The sequence below is a fragment of the Stenotrophomonas sp. 169 genome (genome assembly GCF_014621775.1).
Classification (GTDB): Bacteria; Pseudomonadota; Gammaproteobacteria; order Xanthomonadales; family Xanthomonadaceae; genus Stenotrophomonas.
The window spans coordinates 2,890,468-2,910,119 of the sequence record NZ_CP061204.1; the positions used below are offsets into that span (position 1 = coordinate 2,890,468).

Annotated in this window: 16 protein-coding genes; 9 read left to right on the top strand and 7 right to left on the bottom strand. The window is 65.5% G+C overall.

What is annotated here, in order from left to right:
- Nucleotides 1–661 precede the first annotated feature (661 nt).
- Both dnaE and ICJ04_RS12660 read left to right on the top strand, forming a co-directional pair.
- Entirely contained in the window at nt 662–4,240 is a 3,579-nt protein-coding gene (dnaE, locus tag ICJ04_RS12655; protein ID WP_188324585.1) for a DNA polymerase III subunit alpha, read from the top strand.
- A 74-nt stretch (nt 4,241–4,314) separates the two neighbouring features.
- Complete coding sequence (locus ICJ04_RS12660) at nt 4,315–5,274, top strand: acetyl-CoA carboxylase carboxyltransferase subunit alpha (RefSeq protein ID WP_188324586.1); 960 nt, start codon at nt 4,315–4,317, stop codon at nt 5,272–5,274.
- Nucleotides 5,275–5,611: 337 nt separating this feature from the next.
- Here ICJ04_RS12660 and ICJ04_RS12665 read toward each other — a convergent pair whose 3' ends face one another.
- The gene (locus ICJ04_RS12665) at nt 5,612–6,067 is read right to left on the bottom strand and encodes a CopD family protein (protein WP_188324587.1); all 456 of its coding nucleotides are present in this window, start codon (nt 6,065–6,067) and stop codon (nt 5,612–5,614) included.
- Between the two features lie 63 nt (nt 6,068–6,130).
- Between ICJ04_RS12665 and ICJ04_RS12670 the strand changes: the two genes are divergently transcribed.
- Entirely contained in the window at nt 6,131–6,721 is a 591-nt protein-coding gene (locus ICJ04_RS12670) for a class I SAM-dependent methyltransferase (RefSeq protein WP_188327323.1), read from the top strand.
- Between the two features lie 96 nt (nt 6,722–6,817).
- Nucleotides 6,818–8,125 (top strand): polyhydroxyalkanoate depolymerase, encoded by a 1,308-nt coding sequence (phaZ, locus tag ICJ04_RS12675; RefSeq protein WP_188324588.1) that lies wholly within the window; start codon nt 6,818–6,820, stop codon nt 8,123–8,125.
- Between the two features lie 247 nt (nt 8,126–8,372).
- Here the strand turns inward: phaZ and ICJ04_RS12680 are convergent, their stop codons facing one another.
- Nucleotides 8,373–9,383 (bottom strand): sensor domain-containing protein, encoded by a 1,011-nt coding sequence (locus ICJ04_RS12680; protein ID WP_188324589.1) that lies wholly within the window; start codon nt 9,381–9,383, stop codon nt 8,373–8,375.
- The gene (locus ICJ04_RS12685; protein WP_188324590.1) at nt 9,380–9,745 is read right to left on the bottom strand and encodes a PadR family transcriptional regulator; all 366 of its coding nucleotides are present in this window, start codon (nt 9,743–9,745) and stop codon (nt 9,380–9,382) included. The genes ICJ04_RS12680 and ICJ04_RS12685 overlap by 4 nt, the downstream gene beginning before the upstream one ends.
- Nucleotides 9,746–10,091: 346 nt before the next feature.
- On the opposite strand from ICJ04_RS12685, the gene ICJ04_RS12690 reads away from it, so the two are divergent.
- Nucleotides 10,092–10,997 carry a peptidylprolyl isomerase gene (locus ICJ04_RS12690; protein WP_188324591.1) on the top strand — a complete coding sequence of 302 codons (906 nt, stop codon included), beginning with the start codon at nt 10,092–10,094 and terminating at the stop codon, nt 10,995–10,997.
- A 267-nt stretch (nt 10,998–11,264) separates the two neighbouring features.
- Nucleotides 11,265–11,558, top strand: a complete 294-nt coding sequence (locus tag ICJ04_RS12695; RefSeq protein WP_188324592.1) for a hypothetical protein — start codon at nt 11,265–11,267, stop codon at nt 11,556–11,558.
- Nucleotides 11,559–11,612: 54 nt separating this feature from the next.
- On the opposite strand, the gene ICJ04_RS12700 is transcribed toward ICJ04_RS12695, so the two are convergent.
- Both ICJ04_RS12700 and ICJ04_RS12705 read right to left on the bottom strand, forming a co-directional pair.
- On the bottom strand, nt 11,613–12,356 hold the full coding sequence (locus ICJ04_RS12700) for a DUF4349 domain-containing protein (RefSeq protein ID WP_188327324.1): 744 nt from the start codon (nt 12,354–12,356) through the stop codon (nt 11,613–11,615).
- Nucleotides 12,357–12,409: 53 nt separating this feature from the next.
- The gene (locus tag ICJ04_RS12705) at nt 12,410–12,766 is read right to left on the bottom strand and encodes a GFA family protein (RefSeq protein ID WP_188324593.1); all 357 of its coding nucleotides are present in this window, start codon (nt 12,764–12,766) and stop codon (nt 12,410–12,412) included.
- 104 nt (nt 12,767–12,870) lie between these two features.
- On the opposite strand from ICJ04_RS12705, the gene ICJ04_RS12710 reads away from it, so the two are divergent.
- A complete protein-coding gene (locus ICJ04_RS12710; protein ID WP_188324594.1) occupies nt 12,871–14,679 on the top strand; it encodes a DUF885 domain-containing protein in 1,809 nt (602 codons plus the stop codon).
- Between the two features lie 111 nt (nt 14,680–14,790).
- Here ICJ04_RS12710 and smrA read toward each other — a convergent pair whose 3' ends face one another.
- Both smrA and ICJ04_RS12720 read right to left on the bottom strand, forming a co-directional pair.
- Nucleotides 14,791–16,623: a multidrug efflux ABC transporter SmrA gene (gene smrA / locus ICJ04_RS12715; protein ID WP_188324595.1), complete on the bottom strand. Its 1,833-nt coding sequence runs from the start codon at nt 16,621–16,623 to the stop codon at nt 14,791–14,793.
- A 93-nt stretch (nt 16,624–16,716) separates the two neighbouring features.
- A complete protein-coding gene (locus ICJ04_RS12720) occupies nt 16,717–18,276 on the bottom strand; it encodes a serine hydrolase (protein WP_188324596.1) in 1,560 nt (519 codons plus the stop codon).
- Nucleotides 18,277–18,382: 106 nt separating this feature from the next.
- On the opposite strand from ICJ04_RS12720, the gene ICJ04_RS12725 reads away from it, so the two are divergent.
- Both ICJ04_RS12725 and ICJ04_RS12730 read left to right on the top strand, forming a co-directional pair.
- On the top strand, nt 18,383–18,826 hold the full coding sequence (locus ICJ04_RS12725; protein WP_188324597.1) for a VOC family protein: 444 nt from the start codon (nt 18,383–18,385) through the stop codon (nt 18,824–18,826).
- Complete coding sequence (locus tag ICJ04_RS12730) at nt 18,823–19,623, top strand: DUF72 domain-containing protein (RefSeq protein ID WP_223202881.1); 801 nt, start codon at nt 18,823–18,825, stop codon at nt 19,621–19,623. Before ICJ04_RS12725 ends, ICJ04_RS12730 begins: the two co-directional genes overlap by 4 nt.
- Nucleotides 19,624–19,652 lie beyond the last annotated feature (29 nt).

A 19,652-nucleotide genomic window follows, 5' to 3' on the forward strand; every position in this document is an offset into this window, starting at 1 on the left:
CGTGCCTCGTTTCGCGCCATCCATGGCGCGGGTACACGTCATCGCATTCGCGCTGCCGCTCCCACGCTTTGCTGCGCAAACCGCGGGCCCCGTCTCACCAACACCCACACCCCGCCGCTTCGCGGCCGCCCCTGACTCAGGGGCTCCCTCCACCAGACGGATTGCCGTCATCGGTAGCGCCGAGCCGTGGTCGGCGGAATGTTCCCGCTAACGGCCCGCTACGCTCGCCGACCATGGGTCGGCGCTACCGATGCCCGCAGGTCCCATGGCCACCATGGACCTGTCGAAGGTGGGGCGGGGTGGGTTGGCGGGGGCGTTGAGCGCCATGGATGGCGCGAAACGAGGCCCGCAGGATGCGGTTGTTGCCGTCCCCCGCCAACCCACCCCGCCCCGCCAACAAGCAGCCCTGCAGCTGTAGCTGTAGCTGTAGCTGTAGCTGTAGCTGTAGCTCTAGCTGTAGCTCTAGCTGTAGCTCTAGCTGTAGCTGTAGCTGTAGCTCTGGCTTCGAAGCCCCCCGCGCAGCGCGCCCCTTCCTCTACGTCAAGACCTTGTCCGTACAGGTCACCGCCGGTACCCTGAGCGGGCACTCCTGCGCACCTGTGACCCCGGCGGCCGTTCCTACGCCTGCTCCCGGGGCCGGTGCGCTCCAACCTGGTCCGGCATGTCCAACTCCCGTTTCGTCCATCTCCACGTCCACACCGAATTTTCGCTGGCGGATTCCACCATCCGTGTGCCGGCGAAGCCGGAACAGGCTGACCCGAAGAAAGCCAAACAGGCCAACCTGCTGTCGCGCTCGGTCGAGCTCGGGCTGCCCGCGCTGGCAGTCACCGATCTGAACAACCTGTTCGCCCTGGTGAAGTTCTACAAGGCGGCCGAAGGCGTGGGCATCAAGCCGATCGCCGGCGCCGACGTGATGATCGCCGAGGAAGGCCAGGATCCGTGGCGGATGACCCTGCTGTGCCGTGACCGCGAAGGCTATCTCAGCCTGTCCCGGCTGCTCACGCGTGCCTGGATGGAGGGCCATCGCCCGGAAGGCGGCGTCGCGGTGCATCCGGAATGGCTGAAGGCCGGCTGTCAGAACCTGTTCGCGCTTACCGGCCGTGAAAGTCTCGCCGGACGTCTCGCTGCGGCAGGCAAACATGAGCTGGCCGAGCAGCAACTGGCTGACTGGCAGCGCGTGTTCGGCGATGGACTGCACCTGGAACTGACCCGCACCGGCCGCGACGGCGAAGAAGCCTTCAACCAGTTCGCGCTGATGGCAGCGGGCCAGCGTGGCCTGCCGGTCATCGCCAGCAACGATGTGCGCTTCCTGCAACCGACCGATTTCAACGCGCACGAAGCGCGCGTGTGCATCGCCTCCGGTCGCGTGCTGGATGACCCCAAGCGCCCGCGGGACTACAGCGACCAGCAGTACCTGAAGTCGGCCGAGGAGATGTGCGCGCTGTTCGCCGACATCCCCGATGCCATCGACAATACGCGTGCGCTGGCAGAGCGCTGCAACATCGAGATGCGGCTGGGCACCTACTTCCTGCCCAACTACCCGGTGCCCGACGACGAGACGCTGGACAGCTGGATCCGCAGCGAGTCGCGCAAGGGCCTGGCACTGCGCCTGGAAAAGAACCCGGTCGCTGCCGGCATGACCGCGCAGGACTACAGCGAGCGCCTGGAATTCGAGCTGGATACCATCATCAAGATGGGCTTCCCCGGTTACTTCCTGATCGTGGCGGACTTCATTCAGTGGGGCAAGAACCAGGGCATCCCGATCGGGCCCGGCCGTGGTTCGGGTGCCGGTTCGCTGGTGGCATGGGCGCTGCAGATCACTGATCTGGATCCCCTGCCCTACAACCTGCTGTTCGAGCGCTTCCTCAACCCGGAACGCGTGTCGATGCCCGACTTCGACATCGACTTCTGCATGGACCGCCGCGACGAAGTCATCGACTACGTCGCGCGCAAGTACGGCCGCGAGCGGGTCAGCCAGATCATCACCTACGGCACCATGGCGGCCAAGGCCGTGGTGCGTGACTGCGGTCGCGTGCTGGGCTTCCCGTACGGACTGGTCGATGGTGTGGCCAAGCTGATTCCAAACATCCTCGGCATTTCACTGAAGGATGCGATGGGGGAAGGCAAGGACAGCGAGATGGCCTCGCCGGAACTCATCCAGCGCTACCAGAGCGAAGACGATGTCCGCGACCTGATCGATCTCGCACGCCAGCTGGAAGACCTGACCCGCAATGCCGGCAAGCATGCCGGTGGCGTGGTCATCGCCCCCGAACCACTGGCCGAGTTCTGCCCGCTGTTCGCCGAACACGATGAAAACGGCATCGGCCGCAACCCGGTCACGCAGTTCGACAAGAACGATGTGGAAGAAATCGGCCTGGTGAAGTTCGACTTCCTGGGCCTGCGCACGCTGACCATCATCGACTGGGCAGTGAAGGCGATCAACAAGCGCCACGAGCGCGCCGGCATTCCGCCGGTGGATATCGCCGCGCTGCCGCTGGATGATGCGGCGACCTACAAGGACATCTTCGCCTCCGGCAACACCGGCGCGGTGTTCCAGTTCGAATCCTCCGGCATGCGTCGCCTGCTGAAGGACGCCAAGCCCGATCGGTTCGAAGACCTGATCGCGCTGGTGTCGCTGTATCGCCCCGGCCCGATGGACCTCATTCCCTCCTTCGTCGACCGCAAACATGGGCGCGAGGATGTGGAGTATCCCGATCCGCGCACCGAACGCATCCTGCGCGACACCTACGGCATCATGGTGTATCAGGAGCAGGTGATGCAGATGGCGCAGATCGTCGGCGGCTACTCGCTGGGCGGCGCCGATCTGCTGCGTCGCGCGATGGGCAAGAAGGTGCCGGCCGAGATGGCCAAGCACCGTGAAATCTTCCGCGAGGGCGCGGCCAAGGACGGTGTAGGCGAAGCCAAGGCCGATGCGATCTTCGACCTGATGGAGAAGTTCGCCGGCTACGGCTTCAACAAGTCGCACGCTGCCGCCTACGCGCTGGTGAGTTACCAGACCGCGTGGCTGAAACGCCATTATCCCGCCGAGTTCATGGCCGCCACGCTGTCGTCGGACATGGACAATACCGAGAAGGTCGTCGGCTTCCTCGACGAGGTGCGCAACCTCGGCCTGACCGTGCTGCCGCCGAAGGTGAACCAGTCCGCCTACATGTTCGAGGCCGCCACGCCGGACACCATCCAGTACGGTCTGGGAGCAATCAAGGGCGTGGGCCAGGGCGCCTGCGAGGCCGTGGTCGATGAGCGCCTGCAGAAGGGCGCGTACACCAACCTGCTGGATTTCTGCACGCGCATCGGCTCGGCCAAGCTCAACCGGCGCACGCTGGAGGCGATGATCAACTGCGGTGCGCTGGACGAACTGGGCCGCAACCGCGCGTCGTTGATGCTGCAGCTACCGGAGGTGATCAAGGCCACCGAGCAGATGGCGCGCGAGCGTGCATCGGGTCAGAACTCGCTGTTCGGTGGACCGGACCCGAGTGCGCCGGCAATCCACCTGGAACTGCAGGAGACCGACGAATGGCCGCTGCTGCAGCGGCTCACCGGCGAGCGCGACACGCTGGGCTTCTATCTCAGCGGACATCCGTTCGACCCGCATCGCGACGATGTGCGTGACCTGGTCGGCACCGATCTGGGCGCCGTGGAAAAAATCTGGAGTGCCAACAGCGGCGGTGGTGGCGGTGAAAAGCGCTGGCGCCCGGAAGTACAGACGGTACTGGCCGGCCAGGTGGTTGGCGTGCGCCGCAAGGGTGAAAGCCAGATCTTCATCCAGCTGGAAGATGGTCGCGGCCGGGTGGAATGCAGTGCGTTCTCCGATGCGATGGCCGAGTTCGGCCACCTGATGACCAAGGACCGCATCCTGGTGGTCAAGGGCGGCCTGCGCGAAGACGAGTTCAATGGCGGCTTCGCCCTGCGCATCCGCCAGTGCTGGGATTTCGACGAGGTCTGTGCCAACTACGCCACCCGGCTTTCACTGCGGGTGGACCTGCGCCGTGAACGCCCCGTGTGGCAGCGCCTGAACGCACTGCTGGACCGGCATCGCCCCGGCCGTACGCCCCTGCGCCTGGACCTGCTGTTGAAGGACGAGGAAGGCTCGCTCGCGGGCATGCTGGACGTGGGCGGCGACAGCGCGGTGCGCATCGATTCCAAGCTGATCGACGCCCTGCGCGCGGACCCGGCGATCCGCACCCTGAAGGTGCGCTACAGCCCGCCCTGGGCGAGCTGACCAGACGACGGCGTACGGGGCATCTGCACGCATTCGGCTAAACTCCCCCTCTTCACTTCACACGACGGCTTCCGATGAATCCGAACTACCTCGACTTCGAGCAACCCATCGCCGACCTGGAAGCCAAGATCCAGGAACTGCGCAGCGCCAGTGCCGGTCCGGCGGTCAACGTCGAAGCCGAAGTGAATACCTTGCGCGACAAGCTGCGCGTGCGCACCGCGCAGATCTTCCGCAACCTGACCACCTGGCAGATCCTGCAGCTCGCCCGGCACCCGTCGCGTCCGTATACCGCGGACTACATCCGCCTGTTCTGCGACGAGTTCCAGGAACTGGCCGGTGACCGCGCGTTCGCCGATGACAAGGCGATCATGGGCGGCCTGGCCCGCATCGGCGGCCGTTCGGTGATGCTGATCGGTCACCAGAAGGGCCGTGACACCAAGGAAAAGATCAAGCGCAACTTCGGCATGCCCAAGCCGGAGGGCTACCGCAAGGCACTGCGCCTGATGAAGATGGCAGAGCGTTTCGGCCTGCCGGTGCTGACCCTGATCGACACCGCCGGCGCATGGCCGGGCATCGATGCCGAATCCCGTGGCCAGTCCGAAGCGATCGCCCGCAACCTGCTGGAGATGGCCGAGCTGAAAGTGCCGGTGATCTGCACGGTGATCGGCGAAGGCGGCTCCGGCGGCGCGTTGGCGCTGGGCGTAGGTGATCGGACGATCATGCTGGAATACAGCGTGTACTCGACCATCACGCCGGAAGGCTGCGCCTCGATCCTGTGGAAGGACGCAGGCAAGGCCAAGGAAGCCGCCGAGCAGCTGGGCATGACCGCGCCGCGGTTGAAGGGCCTGGGGTTGATCGACAAAGTGGTGCGCGAGCCCACCGGCGGCGCCCATCGCAACCCCAACCAGATGGCCAAGCGCCTGAAGGCCGTGCTGCTGAACGAGCTGGACGCCCTGCAGGCCCTGCCGACCGACGAACTGCTGGCCCGACGCTATACGCGTCTACGCAGCTACGGTACGTACGAAGCCGCGTAAACCGCGGCCGCGCTGCGCACTCGCCCAGCGTGGCTCGGCGCTACGGTCGCGGCCCGGACGGCAGCGCGCTGCACGTGCACGGGTAGCGCCGAGCCGTGCTCGGCGGCACTTCGTTCCGGCCCCCCCACACCTGACACAGACCGCGCTCCGCGCTCGCCGAGCGTGGCTCGGCGCTACCGTTGCGGTCCGGCCCGCAGCGCGCTGCACTTGCACTGGTAGCGCCGAGCCGTGCTCGGCGGCTTTTCGATCCGGCACCCCCACACCTGACACAGGCCGCGCTGCGCGCTCGCCGAGCGTGGCTCGGCGCCACCGTGCGAGGCCCGGCGGCAGCAACTCGTCAGAACGGCTTGGCCACCACCAGCCAGACAATCGGGATGAAGGCCAGCAACGGGATTTCGTTGATCCAGCGCAATGCGACCGGCGAGGGCAGCGCGCGGCCCTTGGCCACGCCTTTGAGCAGGCGCCCGGTCCAGATGAAATAGGCCAGCAGCAGTACCACCAGACCCAACTTCGCATGCAACCAACCGGCACCGCCCGGCGCCACCATCGTGGGGAAATCCGGAATCATTCGATATCCCATCCACAGGACCAGCCCCAGCACGAAGGCCAGACCGAACATCGCGTGCCCGAAGCGATAAAGGCGCCGCCCCATCAGCTGCAGGCGCTCGCTCACCGCAACCTGCCCGGCGGTCTCGGCAATGTTCACCAGGATGCGCGGCAGGTAGAACACCGTCGCCATCCATGCCACCACGAACACGAGATGGAAAGTCTTGACCCAGAAGTACGACTGCATGCGCTTGCTCCGGTGGCTGGCGTAGGATGAACGCCATTTTCACCGATGCGCAGACCCACGTACATGGACAAGACCTACGACGCCGCCTATTTCCAGCATTGGTACAGCCGCGCCGACATCGGCGGTAGCGCCCGCTTGGCGCGCAAGGAGGCCCTGGCCGTCGCCACCGCCGAGTACTACCTGGAGCGGCCGATCCGCACCGTGTTGGATATCGGGTGTGGCGAAGGCGCGTGGCGCGCGCCACTGCTGAAACTGCGCCCAAAACTGCACTACCTCGGTTTCGACAGCAGCGATTACGCCGTGCAGCGCTATGGCCGCACGCGCAACCTGCGTCCTGCGGCCTTCGGTGACTTCGCGTGGCTGCGGCCGTGTGCACCGGTCGACCTGCTCATCTGCTCGGACGTGATGCATTACGTGCCCGACCGCGAACTGCGCGCAGGCATGGCTGGGCTGGGTGAGCTCACCGGTGGCGTGGCGTTCCTCGAAACCTTTGCCGCGGAAGACGATTTCGAAGGCGATCATGAGGGTTTCCACGCACGTCCGGCCCGTTGGTACCGGCGCGAGCTGGGCAAACAGGGCCTGGTGCCCGTTGGCTCGCATTGCTGGCTCGGACCGCCGTTGGCAACGGATGCATCCGCGCTGGAAAAGGCATGAGGGCCAGCGGCCCGCCTTGCCGCGCCCAATTAATATACCGGCCGGCCTGATCGGTTATGCTGCGCGGCAACATATGACCATACATATTGAGTCAGTATGCTCTACCAACTGCACGAACTGACCCGCAACCTGCTCGCCCCTTGGGTGCATCAGGCGCAGGCCAATGCCCACTTCTTCAACAATCCCGGCCACTGGTGGTCGCAGATGCCCGGTGCCGACCGGCTGGCCGCGATGAACGAGCTGTTTCATCGCGTGGGCAAGGATTACGAAAAGCCGGAGTGGGGCATCAACGAAATCGACGTGGATGGCGAACGCGTGCCGATCGTGGTCCACGAAGAAGTCAGCAAGCCGTTCTGCAAGCTGCTGCGGTTCAAGCGTCATAGCAACGAAGCCGACCAGTTGCACACGATGTTGAACCAGCCGTTCGTGCTGGTCGTTGCACCGTTGTCCGGCCACCACGCGACGCTGCTGCGCGATACGGTGCGCACGCTGTTGCGGGATCACCGGGTGTATGTCACCGACTGGGTCGACGCGCGCATGGTGCCTGGCAGCGAAGGCGAGTTCGGCCTTGAAGATTACGTCGACTATATCCAGGAGTTCATCCGCCACCTTGGCGTGGAGCGCCTGCATGTGGTCAGCGTCTGCCAGCCCACCGTGCCCGTGCTGGCGGCGGTTTCGCTGATGGCCAGCCGCGGCGAACCCACGCCGAAGTCGCTGGTGATGATGGGGGGACCCATCGATGCGCGCTGCAGCCCCACCGCCGTGAACAACCTGGCCACCCAGAATCCGTTGTCCTGGTTTGAAAACAACGTCATCCACACGGTGCCGCCGGGTTATCCCGGTGCGGGTCGCCGCGTGTATCCGGGCTTCCTGCAGCACGCCGGCTTCCTGTCCATGAACCCGAACCGGCACTTCAGTTCGCACTGGGATTTCTACACCGATCTGGTGAAGGGCGATCTGGAAGATGCCGACGCGCACCGTCGTTTCTACGACGAGTACAACGCCGTGCTGGACATGCCGGCGCAGTATTACCTGGACACCATCAGCGTGGTCTTCCAGGACTTCCTGCTGCCGCGCGGGGAGTGGTTCATCAAGGGCGAAAAGGTGGATCCGTCGGCGATCCGCGATACCGCGCTGTTGAGCATCGAAGGCGAGCTGGACGATATCGCGGGACTGGGGCAGACCGAAGCGGCGCAATCGCTGTGCACGGGCATCGATGCCAGCCGCCGCGAACACTTCATCGTGGAAGGCGCGGGTCATTACGGCATCTTCAGCGGCCGCCGCTGGCGTGAAGTGGTGTACCCGAAGGTGCGTGATTTCTTCGCTGCCAATGCCGAAGCACCGGCAGCGTCGAAGCCGAAGAAGAAGAGCAACGTCACCCCGCTGCGGCGGAAAGCCGGCTGAGCATCATCCCGTAGCGCCGAGCCACGCTCGGCAAGCGCGCAGCGCGGCCGGTATCACACGCCAAGGTCCCGGACCGGAAAGCCGCCGAGCACGGCTCGGCGCTACCCTGCCGCGCGACGGCACTGGAACGCAAACAACAAACGCGGGATCGCACTGGTAGCGCCGAGCCACGCTCGGCGAGCGCGCAGCGCGGCCGGTATCACACGCCAAGGGCCCGGACCGGACAGCCGCCGAGCAAGGCTCGGCGTTATAGCCGCACCAGCAGATGCTTTGCCAGCGTGCCGTGCAGACGCCCCACGCCGCGTGCCAGATGCAGCGTGGCAAACAGCAACAGCACACCGACGACTGCGAGGACCGGCGTGGCCCATGCGCCCTCCAACAGGGGCAGGCCTTGGATCGTCAAGCCGGAATAATCGCCCGGCACCAACGCCGCTACCGGTGACCAGATGAAGGCCAGCGACACCGCCAGCAGCGTAGTGGCCACGGTGAAATACACGATGCCCAGCGGCAGCATCAACACGAAGTACAGCAAGGTCAGCCACGTGCGCCCGTCGGTGAACATGTCACCGATCCGCTGCAGCCAGCTGCGACTGCGGTCGCTGTAACGCGGGCGCCGCGGCATGCGCTCGCCCAGCAGCGCCTCTACCAACCGTCCTTCCAGCAACGCCAGGCCGCGAACCGAGCCGAAGAACAGCACGGCGACCGGAATGCCGATGATCAGGATCAGCAGCCCCACCGACAACGACAGCCCGGTGACCACCCACGTAAAGAAGAACGTGCCCGTGGCCAGCGAGAGCAGCATGTAGAGCAGCGCGCCGTAGGTGTGCGGATCCACCACGACGCCGAAGAAGCGCGCAGCGAGCGAACGCGACGGCGGTGGCGACGGGTCACCGTCCCGGCCATTCGGCGGGGTGATGCTGGCTGCCGGCGTAACCGAAGGCGCGACCTGCGCAGCCACCACCCGGGTACCGAGCGGCGTACTGGGCGTACGCAGCGCACGGCTGACGGTGATCTCCGTTTCGCGGTAGATATCGGCCACTTCGTCCGGCGCACCGTAGCTGCCGGCGACGTCGGCGATCACCTCCGCTTCGCTGCGGCCCGGCTGTGCAGCCAGCTCCGAACGCAGGTATTCCTCGGCGTCATACAACGCGTCCTGCACCATCGCCGGGTCGGCGCCTCGCAGTGCTGCGCGCAACTGCACCAGGTAGTCGGGAATGGTCGCTGGCAGGGTCCTGCCCAGGGTGTGTTCGGTGTTCATTGCAGTACGCCCTCCAGTACGGAATCGACGGAATCGCGGGTGGCACGCCATGCCTGGATCCATTGCTCCAGCACGGCGCGTCCCTGCTCGTTCATGCGGTAGTAGCGACGCGGTGGTCCACTGCTGGACGGCTCCACGTGACTTTCCAGCAACCCGGCGCCTTCCAGATTGCGCAGCACCGGGTACAGGGCGCTCTGCTTGCCACTCAGCACGCCCTCGCCCACCTGCTCCAGCTCCTTGGCGATCAGGTAGCCGTACAACGGCTCCGGTGCCTTGGCCAACACGGCCATCAGCGCCAGCGATACGGTCCCCGCACTGAGCTCCTTCTGGAACTTCTTCAGCTGGACCTCTTCATCGACCATGGCGGCTGCTCCACTACGTTGAAGTGAACAGTAGTGTGAAGTTCGGAGTAGTGAAAGATGTCATTGGTCACGGTGTCCTTTTGCGTTCGCTGTCGGCGCCGGGCTGTCGATGGCCTGCGGCGCCCCGGGGGTAGAGCCGGCTTCAGCCGGCTGGCGGTTGGAGCAGCCGACTGAAGTCGGCTCTACCGCACGGCGTTTGCCCGACGGCGTTTGCCCGACAGCGTTTACCCCATGGCGTTTTACCGACAGCGTTCAGCCCATGGCGTTACCCGATGGCATTACCCGGCGGCTGTGCGCTGCGCAGGTCTGATGGCAGAATCAAAGGCTCCTCGTCAAAAGGCTCGTCATGGATCGTCGCCCTGTTCAGTTGGCTCTTGGCCTTGCGCTTGCAGCGTGTGCGCTCGCCTCCCTGGCCACTGCCGCCACGCCGTACCGCAGCCCGCAGCAGATCCTCGACGCGGCCCCGGCGAGTGACTGGCGCACGCCGGACCCGGCCAACCTGCTGTACATGGATCTGCCGACGGGACGGGTAATCCTTGAACTGGCGCCGCAATTCGCCCCGCGCCACGTCGCCAATATCCAGACCCTCGCCCATGAGGCGTTCTGGAACGGCACCAGCATCTACCGCGCGCAGGACAACTTCGTGGTGCAGTTCGGCGATGCAGACGCGGATGATGCGGGGAAAGCAAAGCCGCTCGGATCGGCCGCACGCAAGCTCCCCGCCGAGTTCGAGCGCCCCAGTGTCGGGCTGGCCTTCAGCGCGCTGCCTGACCGCGATGGCTGGGCGGCACGTACGGGGTTCGTCGATGGCTTCGCGACTGGCGCGGACCCCAAGGCGGGCAAGGCATGGCTTGCGCATTGCTACGGCGCACTGGGTGCAGGCCGCAACAACGACGAAGACAGCAGCATCGGTGCGGAGCTGTACGTCGTCACCGGCCAGTCGCCACGCCAACTGGATCGCAACATCACCGTCGTGGGGCGCGTGCTGAAGGGCATGGAACTGCTGAGCGCACTGCCTCGTGGCCCGGCGCCGATGGGCTTCTACGCGGATGCGGCGCAGCGTACCCCGATCATCTCGATACGCCGCGTCAGCGAGGTGCCTGAAGCAGAGCGCACGCCGATCCAGGTCCTGCGTACCGAGTCGAAGACGTTTGCGGCGACGGTGGAAGCGCGCCGCAACCGCGTGGACGATTTCTACAAGCGTCCAGCCGGACATATCGACCTCTGCAACATCCCGGTGCCGGTGCGGTAACCCCACCGGCGGGGCTGGACGGGCTCACGGGTAGAGCCGACTTCAGTCGGCTGCGTGGCGTTCCGCGCCGACGGTAGAGCCGACTTCAGTCGGCCGCATGGTGTGCGCAGCCGACGGTAGAGCCGACTTTAGTCGGCTGCATCGTGTGCGCAGCCGACTGAAGTCGGCTCTACCCGTCGCCGCTACCGTCCTGCATGCGCCACCCTCACCCGCTTTTTTCCATCTGCTGGCTAGGCTGGGTGCCTGCATTCAATGAGGAAACGCCCCATGGCCATGTTGCGACTGCGAATCACCGGTAGCGAAGACGATGCACGTGCCATCAGCGATCTGCTGCTCGGTATCGAAGGCATCGAGCATGTTGAAGAAACCGACGACCTGATGCCGAAGATGGACGACGATGATTCCAGCTCCGCCGGCCTGTCCGACGACATGGGCCCCGGCAGCCACGAACTGGAGGTCGAGGTAGGCAATGAGGCCACCGCGCAGAAAGTGCGCGATGCCGTGCAGGAGCTCGCGTTGGAGCTCGATGTGTTCGTCGAGTACGAAACCGACGAAGGCTGATTCTGGGCAAGGGGCGCCAAGCTCGGTGTGGCGCCCCCTCCGGGCTTCCGGCGGTCAGGCCTTCCGGCGTCGGCGCCAACGCCACAGGCGCACGCCGATCCACCCCACCAGACCCAGCACCACCGCGACCGGCAGCAGCGCTGCCACAGCACGGATAAGGAAGGCCACGCTGTTGGTCAGGATGGTGCCCGATTCACGCCACGCCTGGCCGATTTCGCTTCGGCTGCGCTGCCCCGACGGGGTGTTGAACTGCATCGTCACCAGCTGCGTATCGATGCGCCTGCGCTGCTGCGCCGCATCCTTGTTCGCCTGTTCGACGCCCGCCTCGATCTCCGACAGGCGCTGCGTGATCACCAGCAAGTCCGCCAACTTGATGTCCTTGCTGTCCTGGTAAGCGAGCAACCGCTCATGCTCTTTCTGCAGACGCGCCTTGGCCAGCGCGGTATCGGCGACCTGCTGGGCAAGATCTTCTGCATGCGTATTGCGTGAGGACACCTCGCCGCCCTGCCCCGCCAGGCCGATGATCGGCTCCACGCCCTTCGGCGCGATGCGGACACGGATGGAGCCGGTCGGATAGTCACCCCCCTGCTGCCCCACCTGCAGCACAGCACAGTCGCCGAAGCGCGCGGATTGGCACGCGTCGGCGATCTGCTTCACGCGCGGACCGATCTGCATCGCCTCCAGGCGGATGTCCAGATCGTGCTCGTAGGCCAGTGATGCGCCTTCGGGAGAAGCCACGGCGCCCGCGCCAGCGCCGCCGGCATCGGCCATCCCCGGCTTGCCACACCCGGCGAGCATCAGCGTGAACAATGCCGCACCGATACCCAAGCCACGTCGCGTTACAGGAAGGCTCACGCATCGGCTCCATTGAAGGCGGTGACTGATAGGCCATCCAGCGCAAGACCCGGCAGGCAACGCACGTTCACCGCCGCCATGGCCTGACCGCTGCGCGGATCGACCCCTTCGCTGAACGGCGCGATGCCGCAGTGGGCGCAATGGTGATGATGCAGGTGGTGCTTGTTGAACTGGTAGGTCGCCAGCTGCGCCGGATCGCTGGACAGCACCAGCGCGTCACGGGCGGCGAACCACAGCAGGCCGCCGCGCCGACGGCACAGCGAACAGTTGCAGTCGATGACATCGGTGATCGGCGCTTCAGCCTGCACGGTGAACGCAATCCGGCCGCAATGGCAACTTCCTTCGTACTGCATGACACACCTCCGCACGGGAATGCGACGATGGTAATCCTTTGGCACGCAGACAGCGCACCGGGGCCAGCCTATGCTTGGGCATTGACCCGAATACAGGATTGCCGATGCGCCCGCATCTTCTTGCCCTCGCCCTGATCGCCGCCCTTGGTGGCTGCCAGCAGACCGACGCTCCCTCCGCCAGCACGCCCGCCGCCGCCCCGGCCCAGGCAGGGGCGGCCACCGCCGATGCGGCCTTCGCCGACCTGTCCAAGCGCTCCCTGGACAGCTGGATGCAGCGGTCACCGGTCGGTGCCACGCAGATCGGTGACCACCGGTTCGACAGCGAGATCGATGACCTCAGCGCCGCGGGCCAGCAGAAAACGCTCGCCGCCTACAAGGGCCTGCTCGCCGAGCTGGACACAATGGACGTGGCCAAGCTGGGCCGCGAGAACCAGGTGGATGCGGCAATCCTGCGCAACCAGTTGCAGTCCGATATCTGGAATGCGGAAGTTCTGCAGTCGTCCAAGTGGGACCCGCAGATGTACAACGGTCTGGCCGGCAGCGCGATCTACGGCCTGATGGCACGTGAGTTCGCCCCGCTGCCTGAGCGCCTGAAGTCGGCCACCGCGCGCATGGAGAAGATCCCGGCGATCTTCGCCCAGGCCCGCGAGAACCTCGATCCGGCCCGCGTGCCGAAGATCCATGCTGAAACGGTGGCCAAGCAGAACCGCGGCATCCTCAGCATCGTCGATACCTTCATCACCCCGCACATCGGCGAACTGCCGCAAGCCGACCAGCAGCGCCTGCAGGCGGCCATCGATGGCTTGAAGAAGGCCGTGGACGAGCAGCAGCAGTGGCTGGACAAGACGCTGGTGCCCAATGCCAAGGGTGAGTTCCGCGTGGGTGCTGAGCTGTACGACCAGAAGCTGAAGTTTGCGCTGAACTCGTCGCTGTCGCGGCAGGAGATCGGCGAGCGTGCGCGTGCCGAGCTCAAGCGCGTGCGCCAGGACATGTATGGCATCGCCCAGACCGTGCTGAAGGACAAGCCCGGCGCGCCGCAGATGCCGGCCAACCCGAGCGACGAGCAGCAGCAGAAAGCCATCGAAGCCGCGCTGGAACTTGCCTATGCGGACAAGCCGGCGCGCGACAAGGTGGTGGACGATGCCAAGGCGGCGCTGGACCAATCCACTGCGTTCGTCCGCGAGCATGACCTGATGACCCTGCCCGATGCGCCGGTGGACATCATCCTGATGCCGGAGTTCCAGCGCGGCGTGGCGGTGGCCTACTGCGATTCACCCGGTCCGCTGGACAAGAACCTGAAGACCTTCTACGCCGTGTCGCCGATCCCGGACGACTGGGACCAGAAGCAGGTCGACTCGTTCCTGCGTGAATACAACTCACGCATGATCCACCTGCTGAGCATCCACGAAGGCACCCCGGGCCACTACCTCGAAGGCTGGCATTCGGCCAAGTTCCCATCGACCCTGCGCGCGGTGCTGCGTTCGGGCCTGTTCGCCGAAGGCTGGGCGGTCTACACCGAACGCATGATGCAGGAACAGGGCTACCTGGATAACGACCCGCTGTTCCACCTGGTGCAGCTGAAGTTCTACCTGCGCACCATTTCCAACGCGATCCTGGACCAAGGCGTGCACGTGGACAACTGGACGCGCGAACAGGCGATGCACTTGATGACCCACGATGCCTTCCAGCAGGACAGCGAAGCATCGGGCAAGTGGGTGCGCGCACAGTTGACGTCGGCGCAGCTGCCGACCTACTTCGTCGGCGCGCAGGAGCACTTCGACACCCGCAAGGCCGCGCAGGAAAAACTGGGCGACCAGTTCAACCTGAAGGCGTACCACGACAAGATGCTGTCCTACGGCGCGCCGCCGGTGCGCTTCGCGCGCCAGCTGATGCTGGACCAGCCGATCGAGTAACGCCAACCGAACCGTTAGCGCCGAGCCATGCTCGGCGAGCGCGCAGCGCGGTCTGGGTCAGACATCGCGGTGGCGGACGGAATGCGCCGAGCCATGCTCGGCGCAACCCTTTCAGCCCTCGGCGGCAACAAAGCCGCCGGTCTGCCGTGCCCACAACCGCGCATACAGGCCACCGGCCTCCACCAGCTCTGCGTGCGTGCCCGTTTCGACGATCCGGCCTTGGTCCATCACCACCAGCCTGTCCATCCGGGCGATGGTCGACAGGCGGTGCGCGATGGCGATCACCGTCTTGCCCGCCATCAGCTCGTCCAGGTTGTCCTGGATCGCGGCTTCCACCTCCGAATCCAATGCCGACGTTGCCTCGTCCAGCACCAGGATGGGCGCGTCCTTCAGCAACACGCGGGCAATGGCGATGCGCTGGCGCTGGCCACCGGACAGTTTGACGCCGCGCTCGCCCACCAGCGCGTCATACCCCTTGCGCCCCTGCGCATCCACCAACGACTCGATGAAGCCATCGGCACGCGCCTTCGCCACCGCCGCGCGCACCGCGTCGTCGGTCGCCTCGGGCCGGCCATACAGCAGATTGTCGCGGATCGAACGATGCAGCAGCGACGTATCCTGGGTGACCACGCCGATCTGTCCACGCAGGCTTTCCTGTGTCACCGAAGCGATGTCCTGGCCGTCGATGACGATGCGTCCGCTTTCCAGGTCATACAGCCGCAGCAGCACGTTGACCAGTGTCGACTTGCCCGCACCCGACGGTCCGACCAGACCAATTTTCTCGCCCGGCTTCACCTGCAGGTCCAACCCGTCGATCACGCCCCCACGTTTGCCATAGTGGAAGTGGATGTTCTGGAAATGCACGCCGCCCGCACTCACGGTGAGCGCGGGCGCATCATCGCGATCCTGCACGGTCAGCGGTTGGGAGATCGTGGTGATGCCGTCCTGCACCGTGCCGATGTCTTCGAAGATGCCGTTGATGGTCCACATGATCCAGCCGGACATGTTGTGGATGCGGATCACCAGACCGGTGGCCAGGGTGATCGCACCGACGGTGATCAGCCCGTCGTTCCACAGCCACAACGCCAGTCCGCAGGTGCCGGCAATCAGGAAGCCGTTGACGATGGCGATGGTCAGGTCCATGCCACTGGTGATGCGCGTCTGCCGACGGTGCTTGACCGCCAGTTCTTCGATTGCCTCTGCCACGTACGCCTGCTCGCGCCCCCCGTGGGCGAACAGCTTCAGCGTCGGAATATTGGTATAGCCATCCACGATGCGACCCATTGCCTTGGATCGCGCTTCCGAGGCGATCCATGCGCGCTCCTTCGCACGCGGCACGAAGTACACCATGATCACCGCGTAGGCCAGCATCCACAGCAGCAGCGGAATCATCAGCCGCCAGTCGGCCTGCGCGAACAGGAACAGCGCGGTGCCGGTGTAGACCACGATGTACCAGAGCGAGTCGACCATCTGCACCGCCGATTCGCGCAGCGAAGTGCCCGTCTGCATCACCCGGTTGGCCATGCTGCCGGCGAAATCATTCTGGAAGAACGTCAGGCTCTGCCGCACGACGTAGTTGTGCATCAGCCAACGGGAGCGGTTGCTCAGGCCCGGCACGATCGCCTGGTTGACGAGCAGGTTGTGCAGGCCCACCAGCACCGGACGGGCGATGACACACACCACCACCATCCAGATCAGATCCTGCGCATGGCGCTGGAAGAATCCCGCGCCGGGCTGCTCGGCCACCATGTCGACGATGCGACCGAGGAAGTCGAACATCGCAACTTCCACCAGCGCCAGCAGCAGACCGGCGACCAGCGTGGCCAACAGCACCGGCCATACCGGACGCAGATAGAACAGATAGAACTTCACCACGCTGCGCGGCGGCGTGCGCTTGTCCACCGGCGGAAACACCGGGATCAGGGATTCAAACCAGCGGAACATCACAGTCGCTCACAGCACGGGAACCCGCTGATTATCCCACCAAGCGCATGCCCGGTAGTGACGGCCGCCGGGCCCGTCACCCCCGAGTGTGCATCACCCTTGCGGCACGAACAGCAGATCCTGGAAGTCGAAGCTGAAGTCGGTCAGCTCGGATATCGCCTGCATGCGCACATCGCGCACCTTTCCATCCGGATCCAGGCTGAAGTTCACGAACGCGTCGGCATTGAGCGAACGATCATCCCAGCGCACGATGAACGTGTCGTGCTGCCAATGTTCCAGCGTGCCGACCAGCTGCGGCGTCTTGTCGAACTGCAGGCGCAGCACCTTGCCGTTGCGTGAGATGTGCATGTCGCCATACCAGCTATCCCGGTACGTAGCGGCGTAGGCGTCCCGCGGTAGCGATGGCCGGCTGGTCCGATCACGCGCGGCCTGGTGCTTCGCCCACGCCTCGTCCGCCTTGCCGCGTCCCTTGTCCACGGCCTTGCCGTAGGCATCCACCCAGTCATGCCCGCTGCGTCCCAGATACGCATCCAGCACGCTCAGGGTAATCGCGTTGAAGGCCGCACCCACTTCTTGATTGGTCAGTACGACCACGCCCAGATTCGCCTCGGGCACCAAGGTCACCCGCGAGACCATGCCGGGCCATCCCCCGGTATGCCAGACCAGTTTCTGTCCCTGGTAATCGCTCAGACTCCAGCCCTCGCCATAGCCGGCGAAGTTCGGTCGCGCCGGCAGCAGCTCCGGCACCGTCGGTTCGGCGACCACCTGCGGGGTGATCATCTGCCACATCTGCTGCTGGCTTTTCGCGCTGAACAGCGCGGTGCCATCGGGCAGCGTGCCGTGCGCCAACTGCACCTGCATCCAGCGCGCCATGTCGTGCACGCTGGAATAGATACCGCCTGCGCCGGCATTGTTCTGCCACGTCAACGGCGCGACCGTGCGCAGATCGGTGAAGTCGAACTTTGCGTGGCCCACCGCAGCCTGGTCCCCCGCGTGCAGGTGGTCCGCGTTGTACCGCGTGCCGGCCATGCCGACCTTGTCGAAAATGCGCTGCTGCAGGAAGGCCTGGTAAGACTGGCCGGATACTTTTTCAATCACCTGCTGCGCCACGGCGTACAGAATGTTGTCGTAGGCGTAGCGCTCACGGAAGCCTCCCTTCAGCGGGACCTTGCCCAGGCGTTCCACGACGTCGGCATTGCGGTACGTGGTAGTCGGCCAGAACAGCAGGTCCCCCGCACCCAGGCTCAGCCCGCTGCGGTGCGACAACAGATCGCGCACGGTCATCTGGCTGGTCACGAAGGGATCGGACATACGGAAGGCCGGCAGGTGCTCGGTCACCTTGTCGTCCATCTTCAGCTTGCCCTCTTCGGCCAGCAGGTTCAGCGAGAGCGCGGTGAACGCCTTGGTGTTGGACGCGATGGCGAACAGCGTGTCGGCCTGCACCGGCTCAGGGCGGCCCTGCTCGCGCACGCCCCAGCCACGCTCCAGGACGATCTTTCCGTCCTTCACCACGGCCACGGCGATGCCCGGCACGTCGAAGCGCTCGCGTACGCGCTCCACGGTGGCATCCAGGTCCTGCAGGGGCGGCGGACTTGCCGCACCCGCCAGCGTTGCACAGGCCATCAGCATCACGCCTCCAATCAAACGCATCATCACGCACAGTCTCCAGACGGGAGTGGCGGCACCGTGCAGGGCCGCCGGGATTTCTCAGGATGGTAACGGCGCACAGCGCAGCCTTCCTGTGCCAAAGGAGGGTGCCATGCCAGACCATGCACAGGCCACTGCCGGTTCGACCATCATTCCCTGCCTGCGCTACCGCGATGCCCCGGCGGCCATCGCCTGGCTGCAGCGCGCGTTCGGTTTCCAGGCACAGGCCGTCTTCGCCGACGGCGATACGGTTCACCACGCGCAGTTGGTCTACGGCGGGGGCATGCTCATGCTGGCCTCGGCCGGTAATGAGGGGGAGTGGTCGCGGCACGCCGTGCATCCAGCCGACCTCGGCGGCCGTCAGACCCAGAGTGCCTGCGTGATCGTCAGCGACGTCGATGCGCACTTCACCCATGCGGTCGCTGCAGGTGCGCGGATCGTCATGGATCTGGCGGACCAACCCTACGGCGGGCGCGGCTATGCCTGTGCCGATCCGGAAGGCCACCTGTGGTGGTTTGGCAGCTATGACCCCTGGCACACGGATGCATCGCAGTGAGCGCCGCACCGATACGCTGTGGCATCGGCGGCTGGGTGTTCCCGGAATGGCGCGGCGGCATGTTCTATCCCGACGGCCTGGTGCAGCGCGAAGAGCTGGCCTTCGCCAGCCGAGCCCTGCGCTGCATCGAAATCAACGGCACGTTCTACCGCACGCCCAGCCCCGCCCAATGCGCGCAATGGGCGGCGCAGACGCCAGAGGGCTTCCGTTTCTCAATGAAGGCACCGCGTTACCTGGTGCAGCGGCGGGACCTGTCCGGCGTGGCCGATGCCGCGCAGCCCTTCCTGCAGGCCGCACTCGCCCTGGGTGACCGGCTGGGCCCGCTGCTGTGGCAGTTCGCCCCCGATCATTCCGCTGACGCCGATGCGCTTGCGGCATTCGTCGCCACGCTCCCCGCCTCGTTGCAGGGTGTGAAGCTGCAGCACGCCCTGGAAGTGCGCAACCCCGCTGCAGTGGACGCCGCGCTGATCACCGCGGCACGCCGGCACGATATCGCGTTGGTCATCGAAGACAGCGATGACGTCCCGCTGCACGGTGACCTGACCGCCGACTTCGCCTATGTCCGCATCAAGCGCAGCCAGGCCCGCCTGAAGGCCGGCCTTCCCGCGCCGGCACAGCAGCGCTGGGTCGCAAGGGCGCAGGCCTGGGCAACTGGACGGCCCGTGGATGACCTTCCGTTGATTGCGGCCGCAGCCGCTCAAGCACCGCGCGAGGTCTATCTGCTGTGCATCGGCGCGGCGAAGGCACGCAATCCTGCCGCCGCGATGGCCCTGCAACAGCGCTGCGACGCACGCTGACCCATCGCCGCAGAGCCCTGCTTGCCGCA